Origin of the sequence: Streptomyces sp. NPDC001903, assembly GCF_042891345.1 — a bacterium.
Lineage (GTDB): Bacteria > Actinomycetota > Actinomycetes > Streptomycetales > Streptomycetaceae > Streptomyces.
On sequence record NZ_JBIASZ010000002.1, the window covers coordinates 543324 to 556707 of the forward strand.

12 protein-coding genes and 1 pseudogene are annotated in these 13384 nt (G+C 72.7%); 3 read left to right on the forward strand and 10 right to left on the reverse strand.

Going from position 1 to position 13384, the window contains the following annotated elements:
• The first annotated feature begins 66 nt into the window (after positions 1-66).
• Positions 67-639, forward strand: coding sequence for a TetR/AcrR family transcriptional regulator (locus ACFYZS_RS06100; RefSeq protein ID WP_389007302.1), 573 nt, complete (start codon positions 67-69; stop codon positions 637-639).
• Positions 640-789: 150 nt separating this feature from the next.
• Positions 790-1698, forward strand: coding sequence for a hypothetical protein (locus ACFYZS_RS06105; protein ID WP_389007304.1), 909 nt, complete (start codon positions 790-792; stop codon positions 1696-1698).
• Between the two features lie 20 nt (positions 1699-1718).
• Here the strand turns inward: ACFYZS_RS06105 and ACFYZS_RS06110 are convergent, their stop codons facing one another.
• From ACFYZS_RS06110 to ACFYZS_RS06145, 8 genes are all read right to left on the reverse strand, one after another.
• On the reverse strand, positions 1719-2330 hold the full coding sequence (locus ACFYZS_RS06110; RefSeq protein WP_389007306.1) for an RICIN domain-containing protein: 612 nt from the start codon (positions 2328-2330) through the stop codon (positions 1719-1721).
• 135 nt (positions 2331-2465) lie between these two features.
• The gene (locus ACFYZS_RS06115) at positions 2466-3464 is read right to left on the reverse strand and encodes a hypothetical protein (RefSeq protein ID WP_389007308.1); all 999 of its coding nucleotides are present in this window, start codon (positions 3462-3464) and stop codon (positions 2466-2468) included.
• The gene (locus ACFYZS_RS06120; RefSeq protein WP_389007310.1) at positions 3461-4723 is read right to left on the reverse strand and encodes an MFS transporter; all 1263 of its coding nucleotides are present in this window, start codon (positions 4721-4723) and stop codon (positions 3461-3463) included. Before ACFYZS_RS06120 ends, ACFYZS_RS06115 begins: the two co-directional genes overlap by 4 nt.
• The gene (locus ACFYZS_RS06125) at positions 4723-6075 is read right to left on the reverse strand and encodes a discoidin domain-containing protein (RefSeq protein ID WP_389007312.1); all 1353 of its coding nucleotides are present in this window, start codon (positions 6073-6075) and stop codon (positions 4723-4725) included. The genes ACFYZS_RS06120 and ACFYZS_RS06125 overlap by 1 nt, the downstream gene beginning before the upstream one ends.
• Positions 6076-6367: 292 nt before the next feature.
• On the reverse strand, positions 6368-7030 hold the full coding sequence (locus tag ACFYZS_RS06130) for a response regulator (RefSeq protein WP_389007313.1): 663 nt from the start codon (positions 7028-7030) through the stop codon (positions 6368-6370).
• A complete protein-coding gene (locus tag ACFYZS_RS06135) occupies positions 7027-8073 on the reverse strand; it encodes a sensor histidine kinase (protein WP_389007558.1) in 1047 nt (348 codons plus the stop codon). The genes ACFYZS_RS06130 and ACFYZS_RS06135 overlap by 4 nt, the downstream gene beginning before the upstream one ends.
• A gap of 155 nt (positions 8074-8228) precedes the next feature.
• Positions 8229-8771 carry a hypothetical protein gene (locus ACFYZS_RS06140; protein WP_389007315.1) on the reverse strand — a complete coding sequence of 181 codons (543 nt, stop codon included), beginning with the start codon at positions 8769-8771 and terminating at the stop codon, positions 8229-8231.
• Between the two features lie 106 nt (positions 8772-8877).
• Complete coding sequence (locus ACFYZS_RS06145) at positions 8878-9276, reverse strand: VOC family protein (RefSeq protein ID WP_389007317.1); 399 nt, start codon at positions 9274-9276, stop codon at positions 8878-8880.
• Between the two features lie 89 nt (positions 9277-9365).
• Here ACFYZS_RS06145 and ACFYZS_RS06150 point away from each other — a divergent pair, with 89 nt between their 5' ends.
• Positions 9366-10370 (forward strand): helix-turn-helix transcriptional regulator, encoded by a 1005-nt coding sequence (locus ACFYZS_RS06150; RefSeq protein WP_389007319.1) that lies wholly within the window; start codon positions 9366-9368, stop codon positions 10368-10370.
• A gap of 326 nt (positions 10371-10696) precedes the next feature.
• Here the strand turns inward: ACFYZS_RS06150 and ACFYZS_RS06155 are convergent, their stop codons facing one another.
• Positions 10697-11428 (reverse strand): hypothetical protein, encoded by a 732-nt coding sequence (locus ACFYZS_RS06155; RefSeq protein WP_389007321.1) that lies wholly within the window; start codon positions 11426-11428, stop codon positions 10697-10699.
• Between the two features lie 457 nt (positions 11429-11885).
• Positions 11886-13175 (reverse strand): annotated as a pseudogene (locus ACFYZS_RS06160) (carboxylesterase/lipase family protein); the annotation flags it as partial.
• Between the last annotated feature and the right edge of the window lie 209 nt (positions 13176-13384).

Genomic DNA, 13384 nt, shown 5'->3' on the forward strand with positions numbered 1-13384 from the left:
CCGGACGGCCCCGAATCCCGCACCCTGCCGGGTCGTTCACGGCGGCCGATGGGGCAGAATGCCGACATGCCCGCTGCTTCCGACACCCGCCAGAGCATCATCGACGCCGTGCTGAGGATCATCGGGCAGGACGGCGTGGCCGCCGTCACCAACCGGCGGATCGCCAAGGAGGCCGGGGTCTCGCTCGGTTCGGTCACCTACCACTTCGCCACCCAGCACGAGCTGCTGCGCGAGAGCCTGCTGCAGTTCGTGGCCGAGGAGACGCGGCACTTCACCGCGCTCGCCGACGCGTGCACCGACGAGCGGTTCGGCATCGGCCAGGCGGCCGAGGTGGTGGCGCAGGTCGCGGGCGGCAACGCCTTCGACAGCCGCCACATCGCGCCCTTCGAGCTGTACGTCCAGGCCGGCCGCGACGAACGGCTGCGCGCCGCCGCGGCCGAATGCTTCGCCGCCTACGACCTGCTGGCCGCCCGGATCCTGACCCGCCTCGGCGTCGCGGACCCCGAGCGGCTGGCGGGCGCGGCGGTCGCCCTGGTCTTCGGGCAGCAACTGCGCCGCCTGGCCACCGGCGCCCCCGCAGAGGACCTCGTCGACGCCCTGCTCGTCCTCACGCAGCTCGCCCCGACGCAGACCACGTAGGGGGTCTCCACCGGCGCGGCGTCCCGCGCGAGGGCCTCGGCCCTGGTATCGGTCCGTCATGGATCTCACGAACCCGACGGCCCGGGCCCACGCGCGCGCCGGGACCGTTCACCGCTCCGGCCCCGGTGTCCCCGTACCACGGGGGGCGCGATGACCGCCGAGGCGGATCCGGGCCGCCCCCGGGCCGCGGTGCTGACCTTCGCCGGAGGCCTCCCGCCGGTCCGCCTCGACGGCGCCGTACTGCACTCCCATCCCATGGGCACCACCACCCTGAGCGGCCTGGCACGGTCCGGCGCCGTGGCCCCCGGCGGGGAGCGGTGCCTGCCCCTCGCCGAGTACGGGAACCGGCGCTGGTCCGTGGCGGACGTGCACGTCGAGGTCGCCCCCGCGGGGGAGCGCCACGACCGGGTCACCGTCGGCTGGCACGGCGGCCACGAGCTCGAGGCCGTCGACCCCAACGGCCGCTACCGGATGGAGGTGGCGTGGCTGCTGCGGGCCCGCACCCTCAGGCTGCTGCCGCTCGACGAGCTGATCGACGGCCACCTGGCCCCGTACGCCCTCGCGCTCGCCGCCGGTCTGCGCGACCCGGAAGTGGCCCGCCGCCTGGAACTCGCCTGCAACGAAGTGACCTCCCGGGACCCGCTCGTGACCCCCCGGCGCTCCCGCCGGTCGGCCGAGACGGGCCCGCTGCGGCTGCTCCACGACGTGACGGCGGCCGGCGGGCACCTGGCCGCCACCACGGGCACGGTCCGGGCCCGCGCCGAGAGCCGCGACCGCCTCGCCGTCCTGTCGCTGGTCACCGTCCCCCACCGGATGCCCGCCGCCCCGGACGCCCCCGTCCTTGTGGTCAGTTCGGCAGCCCCGACCCTGGACATGCTGCGGGCCTGCGAGACCATGGCGGCCGTGGAGCGGACCCGGCTCCACGCCCGCTGCGAGGCCGCCGGGGAGCCGGCCGACGGCGGCGAAGCCGCGTTCGAGTCCGCGCGCGAGGCACTGCACCGGCGCTACGCCCGCCCTCTCCCCCACCGGCGACGGCCGCCCGGCACGCCGGACCCGTGACCGGGGCCGCCCGCCACCGGTCAGTCGGCCCACACGTCCCACCACTGCTGTGACTGGAAGTTCTTCTGCCACAACTGGACGCGGGCGCCGTTGCCCAGGACGTTCGCGTCGCGGTCCATGACGATGTTGCCGCCGCCGTGGAAGCGGGCGTTGTAGACGGCCCGGTCGCCCGAGGGGTGGGACCAGCTCTGCTGCGGTGTGTTGTTGCAGTCCCAGATCTGTACCTTGGTGCCGTTGTTGCCGCCCCCGTTGAGGTCCGCGTCCAGGCACTTGCCGGGGAAGCGGTAGCTCTCGAGCGCGCCGTTGTTCCAGAGGTACCAGCGCTGCTGGGTGGTGCCGTTGCACTGCCAGACCTGGACGACCGTGCCGTTGCCCCCGCCGTTGGCATCGACGTCCAGGCACTGGGTGGTGGGCCGTTTGGCGAAGTCGTTGGTGATCCGGACGGGCTGGTTCAGCAACCGCTGCGGAGCCGCGGCCGTCGCACCGGGCGGCTGCGCGGTCCAGTACACGGGGGTCGGCGCCGCCTGGGCCCGGGCGGCGGCTCCTTCGGCGGCGCCGGCACCGGGAGTCGCGGCCAGTACGGTGGCGAAGGCGACCGCGGTGACCGCGGTCCATCGTGCGATGCGGGGCATGACCTCTCCTGCCTCATCGGGATGTGCGTGGCCGTGCGGCGGCATGCCGCGGGCGTACCGCGGACCCACCGGTGGCGTGCGCGGCGGTGCGCGGCCGTGCCGGGACGTAGCTGAACACAGCCCGGCGCGGTCGCGTCAGAGCGCCGATCCGGCCACGGCTCCCGGGGAGGAGCCGCCGGGGACCAGGAGGCGGGGTTCGCCCGAACCGTCCGCCGGGACCGACCAGATGTCGTCGGCGCGCCCTTCGCGTCCCGGCAGGGCGTAGCCGACGGTCCCGTCGTCCAGCCAGGCCGCCTGGTCGTCGACGCTGCGCGTCTCCGCGAGCGGGTGTTCTCGCATGTCCGCCAGGTCCAGGACGTACAGCCGCCACGGTGCGGCGGGATCGTCGGAGACCTTCTTCTTGAAGGCGATGCGGGTGTCGTCGGGTGACAGGGAGGGGCATTCGACGTTCTCGCGCAGGGCCTTCGCCGACCAGTTGCGCAGGTCCCCCTCGACGAGGTGGGTGCGCCCCTTGGTCGACACCGTGGCGTAGAAGCGGTTGTCGTCCCGGGCGAAGGTCACGCCCCAGTAGTTGACGTCGGGCGCGTGGTAGCGGGCTCCGTCGATGGTCAGCGGGATCTCCTCCATCGATTTGACCAGGTAGCCGGTGCGCAGGTCGAGGAGGGAGGTCCGGGTGGAGAAGGCGGTCGTGGCGTACGAGTCGCCCGTCGCGAAGGCCGTCCAGGCCAGTACGTTCCCCGAGGCCGAGACGCGGGCCCGGTTGGGGATGCCGGGCACGGTCACGCTCTTGACCTCGCGCAGCTGCCGGTCCAGTACGAGGGCCTGGGTGCGGGCCGGGACGCCGGGCAGCTTGCGCAGGCACAGGGCGCGCTCCCCCGCGGCGTGGAAGCGCTCGCAGGCGGGGCCTCCCGTGGCGGGGGGCCCGCCGGCGGCGCCGCGGCGGGCGACCCGGCCGGTGGCCGAGTCCCGGTAGTAGAGCCCGGGTTCGGCCAGGCTGAACGATCCGTCCGCGGCGGCCGCCGGCGGCTCGCGATGTCTGGCGTGCAGGACGTAGCCCAGGGAGCCGCCCCCGAGCAGCAGGACGGCGAGTACGACGAGGACGAGCCGGCGGAGCTGTGGCGCCCGGGGGTTCACGGTGCCTCCTGGGTGTCGAGGGCGGGGGCGGGTACGGCGGCGGGTACGGGGGACGGCAGGATGCGCCAGGCGGCCGCGAGCGCCCCCGCGAGGGTGAGCGCCGCCGTCCACAGGGCGGGCCCCTGCCCCCAGAACGTCCAGGCGGCCCCGAAGCCCGCGGCCCCCGCCAGGCGGGCCAGCGCCTGCCCGGTCTGGAGCACCGCGAGCCCGCCGGCGCGGCGGTGCGCGGGCAGTACGGGGCCGGCCAGCGCCATCAGGACCCCGTCGGTGGAGGCGTAGAAGACGGCGAGGAGCACCAGCACCGCGGCCACGGTCGGCCAGGCCACGGGGAGCAGCAGGACGGCGTACGCGCCGAGCAGCGCGGCGTGCCCGGCCAGGAACGGCAGCCGGCGCCCGACGCGGTCGGCGATCCGGCCGGCCGGGACGGCGAGCAGCAGGTATCCGGCGGCGGCGCCGAGCGGCAGCAGCGGGAACAGGGCAGCCGGCAGGTCGAGGGCGCGCTGGATGAGCAGGTAGAGGAAGGCGTCGCCGATGGTGGCGGCGCCGAGCAGGGAGGCGGCGTACAGGATGCGGCGGAAGGCGGGGTCGCGAAGTGCCGTGTGCCGGAGGGGTGTCGGCCGCGCCGGTGGCGCGGGGGCCGCGGAGGGGACGTACAGGGCGAGCAGGAGCACGCCGAGCAGGCCCGTGCAGAAGCTGACGGCGAACACCGCGTCGTAGGCGTCGGCGGTCGCCCACAGCACGGCGAAGGCGGCGAGCGGGCCCAGCAGCGCGCCGGTGGTGTCCATGGCCCGGTGCACGCCGAACGCCCGGCCCAGTGTCTCGGGCGGGCCGCTGAGCGAGATCAGCGCGTCGCGCGGGGCGGTGCGCACGCCCTTGCCGAGACGGTCGGCGGCGAGCGAGCCGGCGATCCCCGCGGTGGCGCCGTCGGCGAGGAGCAGCCCGAGCCGGGAGAGGGCGGAGAGCAGGTAGCCGGCGCCGGCGACCCTCTTGTGGCGGCCGCCGCGGTCGGCGAGCCGCCCTCCGAGGAGCCGCACGAGGGCGGTGGCTCCGTTGAACATCCCGTCCAGGAAGCCGAATTGGAGCGGCGAGAGGCCGAGGCCCAGGACGAGGTAGAGCGGCAGCACGGCCGTGACCATCTCGGCGGAGACGTCGGTGACGAGGCTGACCGCGCCCAGCGCGATGACGGTGGCGGGGACGCGCCGCCGGGCCCCGAGGGGGCGGGGCGGCGCGTCCGGGCGGCCGGTGTTGGCCAGGTACATCAGTGGCAGCTGTACTTGGGGCTGGTGTCCTTGACCGACCCGTCGGCGGCGACGTAGGTCCAGCTGTAGCCCGAGTCCGTGAAGTCGAGCTTCAGGACCCCGTACTGGCCGCTGATGCGCTTCTGGCTGTTGGGCTGCACCTGCTCGATCGGGTAGGGCTCGGCGCCGCCCATGCCGCCGACGATCTCGACGATCCCGTCGGCGGCTGCCTTGCCGTCGGGGTTCTGCGGGGCGAACCGTTCGTAGTGGTGGTCGTGTCCGTTCAGGACCAGGTCGGCCTTGGCGGCGTAGAGGATCTTCCAGACGGGCTTGGAGACGGGGTCGTTGCCGTGGCCGCCCGAGGAGTACAGCGGGTGGTGCCAGTAGGCGGCGACGCACTGCTTGCCGTTGGCGGCGAGGTCGGCCTTGAGCCAGTCGATCTGGGCGGCCTGGTCGAAGGCGTTGGAGTCGAGGGCGATGAAGTGCCAGTTGCCCTCGTCGAAGCTGTAGTAGCTCTTGCCCTGCGGGTAGGCGATGTTCCCGAAGTACGCCTTGTACCCGGCGAGGGGGCCGGCCGGGTCGTACGTCTCGTGGTTGCCGGGTACGGGGCGGGTCTTGGCCTTGAAGGCGCCCCAGCTCTTGTCGTAGTAGGCGCGGAAGTCGGCGATCCGGGCGTCGTCGTACTGGTTGTCGCCCATCGTGAGGTAGAACTGCGGGTCGATCTGCCGGGCCAGGGCGGCGGTCTTCGGGTGCGCGCATCCGCTGTCGGAGGCCGTGCACTGGGCGGCGATGTCACCCGCCGCGACCACCGTGAAGGTGCGGCCGCCGGGGGGCGGGCCGCCGTCCACGGTGCCGTACACCTCGGCCTCGAAGAGGGAGTAGCCGTACGCCGTGCCGCGCGCGGTGCCGTACACGCGCAGGTACCTGCCCTTGCCGGAGAGGCCGGCGAGGTCGTCGGTGCCGCCGTTGCCGGCCTTCTCCTCGGCGATCCTGGTCCAGGTCGCGCCGTCGGCGGAGACCTCGATGCGGTAGGCCTTGGCGTAGGCGGCCTCCCAGGTCAGCTTGACCCGGGAGACGGTGGCACCGGCCCCGAGGTCGACTTGGATCCACTGCGGGTCCTTGCCCTCGGCGCTGGCCCAGCGGGTCGAGGCGGCGCCGTCGAAGGCGTTGGCGGCGCCGAGGGAGGAGCTCTCCGCGGAGGAGGCGGTGGCGGGCCTGCCGCGCGAGATGAGCGGGTCGGCGGCGGCCCCGGCCCGGCCGGGCCAGGCGAGCAGCAGCCCGGCGACGAGTGCGAGCACGGCGGTCACGACGAGGAGTGCGGGGCGAAGTCGGCTGCCCGATGCGGGTGGTGGGGTGGAGGCGTACAGGTGCATGCCTGGACTCCTTGGCCTGGGAACGGCGAGAGCTGGACACCGGTGCGGAGAGCGCCGCCCCCGGACCGTGGAGGCGAGCAGGGGGCAGCGTCACGGCGGCCGGGTCAGAGCTCTCGCTGAGCGCGTCATGCCCATGACACCAGGCACCGCGCCAAGCCGCCGTCGGGGAGCGTAGCGGATAGGAAAGTTTCCTACCAGTGGTTCAACGCGGCGGCCGACAGGGGCGGACGGGCACGGCACGGGCGAACGGGCACGGCCCGGACGGGGCGTTCAATGCGCGGCCGGGCGCCGCTCAGGCCAGGCCGGCCCCGATGGCGAGGCGTACGGCGTCGGCCCGGCTGCGGATGTCCGCCTTGGCGAACAGGTTGTTGATGTGGGTCTTGACCGTGGCTTCGCTGATGAAGAGCCGCTCGGCGATGGCCCTGTTCGGAAGGCCCTCGCCGATGAGGGCGAGGACTTCCCGTTCGCGGAGGGTGAGGTCCTGCGGAAGGGACGCCGGCGCCGGCCGGTGCGTGTGCGCGGCGGCGAGGAGGCGGGCCTGTACCTCGCGGTCGAGCACCGACTGCCCCGCGGCGGCGGCCCGGATCGCCCTGGCGATGTCCTCGCGGCCCGCGTTCTTCGTCAGATAGCCGCGGGCTCCCGCACCCAGTGCGCCCAGGATCGAGTCGTCGTCGGCGAACGTGGTCAGGGCGACCACCGCCACACCGGGGTGTTCCGCACTCAGGCGCCGGGTCGCCTCCGTGCCGTCCATGCCGGGCATCCGCAGGTCCATGAGCACGACGTCCACCGGGCTCGCGGCGACGGCCGCCAGGACCTCGTACCCGTCCCTCGCGGTGGCGACGACGTCGATGTCCCGGAGCAGCGAGAGGACGGTCGCGAGCGGCTCCCGTACCGCGGCCTGGTCATCGGCCACCACCACCCTGACGGACGGGGCGGCGTCCGCGGTCTCGCTCATCGCGGGATCACCGCTTCCACCTGCCAGCCTCCCGAGTCCGGTCCCGTGGTGACGGGTCCGGTGGTGATGGTGCCGCCGAGCAGGGCAATGCGTTCACGCATGCCGATCAGTCCCATTCCGCTTCCGCCGGCCGCGGTCACCGGCAAGGTCGCGGGCCGGTTGCGGACGCTCAGTACGGTCGCGTCCCCGGTGAAGGTCAGCCTCATGCCGACCGCGCCGCCGGGGGCGTGCCGGGTGGCATTGGTCAGCGCCTCCTGGGCGATCCGCAGCAGGCACTGCGTCGACCGCGCCGACAGCTCGCGGACGTCTCCGACCACGGTGAGGGCATCGTGGTGGCCCGAGGACTCGAGCATCGCGGTCAGGCTCTCGCGCAGCGGCAGACGGTCCTCGCGCAGCGCGTGCACGGTCCACTGCGCCTGCCGCAGGCTCTCCCTGACCAGGCTGTGCGCCCTGTCGTTGGCCTCCCGGATCCTGGCCAGGTCTCCGGTGTCGATCAGCGCGTCGACGAGTTCCAGCTGCATGTTGATCCCGGCGAGCGAGTGGGCGAGTACGTCGTGGACGTCCCGGGCGATCCGGGTGCGCTCTCCCAGTACCGCCGTCCGGGCTTCGGCCCTCGCGGCCTTCTCCGCCGATTCGGCCGCCGCGATGGCCGCCCGCGTGGCCTGCGCCCTGCTCCTCCCGGCGATGCCGCCGAGCACGGCGGCGCCGGTCGCGAGGCCGAGAACGGTCGTCGCGTACTGGCCGGGCTCGGCCTGTGCGTACAGCACACCGCCGCACAGGAGGCTGCAGGACGCGGCGAGGACCAGGGCGGGTCCGGTGTTCAGGCGGGACCCGGCGAAGGCGACGAGGAAGAACGCGAAGAGGTAGGAGGTCCCCGAGCTGCTGGCGCCGATCAGCGCCGCCGCCGCCAGTACGCCGAGAGCCGACCAGAGGGCGACGAGCCGCTCGGGAACGGCGGACTCGGGCACGAGCCGCATCGCCAGCACCGCGCAGTTGACCAGGAAGAGGAGGAGGACGACCAGGCCGCGGCCGCCGAGGCCCATCGGCCGGATCGTCACGATCCCCGCGATCACGACGGCCGCGACCAGCACCCACTGGGAGCGGGAGCCGCGTCCCCCTCCATCGAACGGACTCCACCGGGCCACGCCCACGGGCCCGTCCGTCTCTCGTGCCGGCATGGCGCGACCATAGCCCACGGTCAGGCCCTGCGACCGGCAACTGCGGCGGTCCGCGCAGCCGCCGCCGACTGCTGCGGACGCGTCAGCAGCCGGCTCCGGACGAAGATCGTGGCCAGCCGCGTGACCACCTCGGTCAGGGCCATCAGCACCAGCGCCGCCACCCACGCCTGCGCGCCGGTGATCCAGTGGTCCGCGCTGAAGCGCGCGACGTCGGCGGCGCCCCCGTGGTCGACCCAGACCTGGAAGCCCAGCCGGGCACCCATGCCGATTACCCACAGTGCCGCCGAGACCGCACCGGCCTTGATCAGGACCTGCCCGTCCGCGCGCCGCATCCAGGTGAAGACGCCGCCGGCGACGCCGAGCGCCGCGCCGACGGCCGTGAAGGCACCGATCAGGACGAGGTCGTTGCCGCCCGTGGGGACGGTGTCGAGGTAGCTGGAGCCCACGAAGGTCACGATCCCGAGCGGGAGCAGGTAGGACTTCGGGGTCAGCGGGCCCTCGCGCAGCTGTCGGAAGACGATCAGGATGAGGGCGATGTCGGTGATCCATGTGGTCGTGGTCATGCCCTCAAGCCTGCTGTGAGCGGGCACGCGGCGCCTGGACCCACGGGTGGAGACGGGGGTGGAGATCCGGGACGCCGGCCGCGGCGCCCCGAACGGCCGCGCGTCGTCAGCGGGCGAACTTGGCGCGGGCGGCCGGGGTCACGGGAGTGAAGAAGTTGACGAGGTTGCCGTCGGGATCGCGCAGGAGCAGCGAGCGGTTGCCCCAGGGCATCGTGGTGGGCGCCTGGACGCAGTCTCCCGTGGAGCCGGCCAGGTTCCGGTACACGTGGTCCACGTCGTCGACGAGGAACTCGACGATGACGCTGTGGTTGTCGGCCGGGCGGGCGGCGCCGGGCGCGAAGAGGGGCACGGTGCGGGTTCCGGCGATGGCGAGGGTGGCCGAGTCGGTGCCGATTTCGGCGAAGTCTTCGGTCGACCACTTCGCCGCCACACCGGTGGCGCGCTCGTAGAAGCCGACGAGGCGGGCGACGTCGCCCGTGATGATGCGGATCGAGACGAAGTCCATGGGTCTCTCCAGACATGTCGTGGTGGTGACCTCACGCTAAAGCGGATACCGGACAGGATCCGCCCGGTATGTGCGGGAGACTTCTCGGCATGTCCCGACCCATCGCGCGCGTCCTCATGCTGCTGGAGCTCCTGCAATCGGGCGGCCTGCGGACCGTCCCCGAACTCGCCGCCCGGCTCGGGGTCGACGAGCGCACGGTGCGGCGGTACGCCGACCACCTCCTCGACCTGGACGTACCCGTCGAGTCGGTACGCGGCCGCCACGGCGGCTACCGGATCGCCGCCGGCTACCGCATGCCCCCGCTCATGCTGAGTGACGACGAAGCGCTCGCCGTCCTGCTCGGCCTGCTCGCCGGTCGGCGGGCCGGCCTGATGACCGCCACGGGCTCGGCGGGCGACACGGCAGCCGCCAAGATCCGACGGGTCCTGCCGGAACGGCTCGGCCACAAGCTCGACGCCGTACTCGGCTCCCTCGCCTTCACGACTGCGCCCCGTACGCCCGCCGCCCCGCAGACCGCGGTCCTGCTCTCGATCGCCGACGCGGTACGCCATCACCGGCCGGTCTCGATCCGGTACACCACCGCCGACGGCCGGCACGGCGAACGCACGCTGCACGCTTTCGGACTCGTCGCCCACTCGGGCAGGTGGTACGTGACGGGCGTCGATCCCGCGATCGGCGAGGACCGTACGTTCCGGCTGGACCGCATCGCCGAAGCGAGGACCCTGCCCGGCACGTTCGACCCGCCCTCCGGCATCGACCCCGCGGAACGCGTCCTGTCGGGGATCGCCTCGGCTCCGCACCGGCACGAGGTGACCGTGCGGGTCCGGGGGACGGCCGAGTACGTCCGCGCCCGGCTTCCCGCCGGCCTCGCGATCGTGGAGGAGCTGGGGTCCGAGGACGGCCCGGATGCGCAGGACGAGCGCTGGTCCCGCGTCGAGATGCGTGTGGAACGGCTCGACTGGCTTCCTGCCGTACTCGCCTCGCTCGACCGCCCGTTCACCATCGAGCGGCCCGATGCACTCCGCGGGCTCGTCACCCGATTCGCCGCGCGGCTCGCGGACTCGGCCCGAAAGGAACCGCCTCACATGCTGTGAGTCCTCTGGCAACGCGAATATCCCCGCCCCTCCGGAGGGGCGGGGAATTCACGAACGACCATTCCGGCGGCGCGGCCCGGACGATCAGTCTTCGTCCGCCGAGCGGGAGTGGCGTTTCTTCTTCCAAACCGGGCCACCCACCGCACAAGCGATGAGGAGCACGAACAGAAAGGGGACAAGCGGACCGAAGCCCATGGCGCTGAACACGAATCCTCCCCGGTGTACAGGAAGCCAATGGGCCGAGTCAGGAATTCAGCAGGAATTCCCGACCATGCGCGGGCAGGTGTGTTCAGAATTTCCCGCCCGCTCGGCCCGGATTATCGGGCCTACTCGTCCTTCAGGTACCCGCCGACGAAGCCGCGGTAGTCACCCCAGACGCGCTCGCGCTCGTCCCAGGAGCTGCCCCAGCACTTCGCCGTCCAGACGGTCTCGCTCTGGGCGTTGTCGGCCGGCGGCGAGGAGATCCACTCCTTCACCGGGCTGTGGGAGAAGTCGCATCCCGGCACGAACAGGTACTGGCTCGCACTGCCCGGGTACACCTTCGTGGTGTCCTTGCCCTTGACCTGGTAGTTGGTCCGCACCGTGACGCGCGAGACCTTCACGCCCAGGAACTTGTCGGTGTACGAGTACGAGGCCCACATGTCCCGGTAGCCGGAGGCCCTGAGCGCCGCGGTGCTGTTCGGGGACGCGTCGTCGCTGCCGCCGGCGGCCTCGCGCTCCACCACGACGTCGCCGCCCGCCAGCTCCGACCGCGTGATGCCCGCCGCGGCCGGGGACTCGCCCGCCTCGAAGAGGTGGGCCATCAGGGCGCGGTCCTCGAGCAGGTCCAGGAAACGGGTCTTCTGGGCGGCCGAAAGGGCCGAGAATCCCTGCGCGGTCTCCTTGGCCTGCTCGTCCCCCTGGGCCACCTTCATCGCGAGGTAGGCCTGGTACTTGGCGACCCGCCCGGCCTGCGAGACCAGGCCGTCGTCGGCCTGGGCCGACGCCGGCAGCATGGCCAGGGTTATTCCGGCGAGAGCGGCGGTGGTGGCGAGGCCTTTTCTGATCGCGGAGCGCATTCTGATTTTCTCTCCTCTTTGCTTTCCACTCGATTGATTCAGGCAGGAAAGGGTGAAGTGCACGAATGCGTACTCCAAGGCCCCCGGCCCCCCGGTGTTGCGCGACCGCTTTTTCGATCCCCGTCGGTCGCGCCTCACAAAGACTGCCCGAGAGCTCCACGACAGGTCAATCGATCTCTCATCATTTGAGGTTCATCTGAGTTACGGCGACACATACAGTCGACCACGATCCGGAATTAAAGAATCCGCCAATAGCGAATTTACGAATCCGTGAGACCGATGCAGCCCAATGTCCGGGAATACCCGGCTTTTCTTCACTACGCCGCGACTACGGGGTTCGTCGAGTTCTGGGCAGGGGAGTCGGGTTCGCCCGCCACACCGCCGGGCCTCAGGAGCATGCGGCCGCACTCACGCAGGGCAGGGGCGCCGGGAGCGGGTCCGGGTCGCTCCGCCCCGGTCAGAGCCCGGACCGCTCCCGCCAGATGCGGCGGGACGCCGGGAGCGGGTCCTCGGTGAGCGTCGGTACGACGTCCCAGATCCGGGTCGTCGGGCGGTCTTCCGTGAAGCGGGGCCAGCCGGGATCCCCCGATGCGGCGAACGAGGTCCAGGAGGACCGGAGTTGCTCGGACAGTCGGATGAAGTCCGGGGAGGGGGGCTTGCCGCCGAGCAGGAAGCCGGAGAGGTGGCCTCTCGTGTGGCCGAAGGTCACGGGGATGTCCACGGCGTGACAGGCCCCCAGCGCCCCGCCGAAGGCCGGGCTGCTCCAGGTGAAGTCGTACAGCCAGGCCCGGCCGCCCGCGGCGGCGTGCGCCTGCGCCAGCCATGTCGCGGGCATCCGGAACAACGCGTCGGAGAACATCTCGACGTACAGCCGGGGGTCGGTCAGGCCGGGGTGCGCGGCGCGGTACTCGCCGACCGCCGGACGGCCGAGGCCCAACCCCTCCCCCACGGCGTCGAGGTCGAGACGCCGGATCCTCGCCGAGGGCTGGGCCGGCTCGCGCGAACCGCGCTCCCGCAGTCCCTCCCGTACGGTCGCGAGCAGCATGGGCGCGGCTTTGACCATCGCGCCGAGTCCGATCCTGACGAGCCCTCGCTGCATGGCGAAGAGGGTGAACTCGTCATGCGTGTAGCCGCAGATCAGGTCGACGTCCCGGGCGCATCCCGAACGGACGGCCAGCCACGGCTTGTCGACCACCGTGACGCCGTCGACGACGGGGGAGAACGAGGTGATCGCCTCGGGGGTCGTCCAGTTCGCCGGATCGGCGCGCATCGCGGGCAGCGCCACGTCCTGCACCGACAACAGGGCCTGCGGGGAGGCGGAGGCCAGCCCCTCGAGGCCCACGCCGAGCGCTTCCCCGGTCATCGTGGAGATGCGCCGAGCCTCTTCCTCGGGCAGGAAGCGTCCGGCCATGCTCTGGACGATGGCGCGACGGAACAGGCCGCGCGCGGCGGGAGCGGACAGCAGGGCGGCGACGGAGGCGCCGCCGCCGGACTCGCCGAAGACCGTCACGTTGTCCGGGTCGCCACCGAAGGCGGCGATGTTCTCGCGTACCCACGTGAGTGCGGCGGCCTGATCGAGGAAGCCCCGGTTGGCGGGCGCTCCCGGCACGTACCCGAACCCCTCGAATCCGACCCGGTAGTTGAACGTGACCATGACCACGCCGTCCCGGGCGAGCACCTCGCCGTCGTAGCCGGGATCGGCGGAATGGCCGGTCTTCCAGCCGCCACCGTAGATCCAGACCATGACGGTCGCCGGCGCCCCCCGGGGTCCACACGTTCACGCTGAGGCAGTCCAGGCCGTCCTCCGGCCGCCAGGCCCGGGGCATGTCGGGGACCATGGGCAGCTGCGGGGGGGGGGGGGGGGGGGGGGGGCGGGCCCCCGGGGGGGCCCCCCCCGGGAACCGAAAAATTAAGAAAATCTGAAGATCGAAAGCGGTACTTCCTAACCCCGTGCGG

What these genes read in the sequence shown, in the direction of transcription:
- ACFYZS_RS06100 (WP_389007302.1), top strand. Translation starts at nt 67, where the DNA reads ATGCCCGCTGCTTCCGACACCCGCCAGAGCATCATCGACGCCGTGCTG.
- ACFYZS_RS06120 (WP_389007310.1), bottom strand. Translation starts at nt 4,723, where the DNA reads ATGTACCTGGCCAACACCGGCCGCCCGGACGCGCCGCCCCGCCCCCTC.
- ACFYZS_RS06110 (WP_389007306.1), bottom strand. Translation starts at nt 2,330, where the DNA reads ATGCCCCGCATCGCACGATGGACCGCGGTCACCGCGGTCGCCTTCGCC.
- ACFYZS_RS06140 (WP_389007315.1), bottom strand. Translation starts at nt 8,771, where the DNA reads ATGACCACGACCACATGGATCACCGACATCGCCCTCATCCTGATCGTC.
- ACFYZS_RS06145 (WP_389007317.1), bottom strand. Translation starts at nt 9,276, where the DNA reads ATGGACTTCGTCTCGATCCGCATCATCACGGGCGACGTCGCCCGCCTC.
- ACFYZS_RS06105 (WP_389007304.1), top strand. Translation starts at nt 790, where the DNA reads ATGACCGCCGAGGCGGATCCGGGCCGCCCCCGGGCCGCGGTGCTGACC.
- ACFYZS_RS06150 (WP_389007319.1), top strand. Translation starts at nt 9,366, where the DNA reads ATGTCCCGACCCATCGCGCGCGTCCTCATGCTGCTGGAGCTCCTGCAA.
- ACFYZS_RS06130 (WP_389007313.1), bottom strand. Translation starts at nt 7,030, where the DNA reads ATGAGCGAGACCGCGGACGCCGCCCCGTCCGTCAGGGTGGTGGTGGCC.
- ACFYZS_RS06155 (WP_389007321.1), bottom strand. Translation starts at nt 11,428, where the DNA reads ATGCGCTCCGCGATCAGAAAAGGCCTCGCCACCACCGCCGCTCTCGCC.
- ACFYZS_RS06125 (WP_389007312.1), bottom strand. Translation starts at nt 6,075, where the DNA reads ATGCACCTGTACGCCTCCACCCCACCACCCGCATCGGGCAGCCGACTT.
- ACFYZS_RS06135 (WP_389007558.1), bottom strand. Translation starts at nt 8,073, where the DNA reads ATGGGCCTCGGCGGCCGCGGCCTGGTCGTCCTCCTCCTCTTCCTGGTC.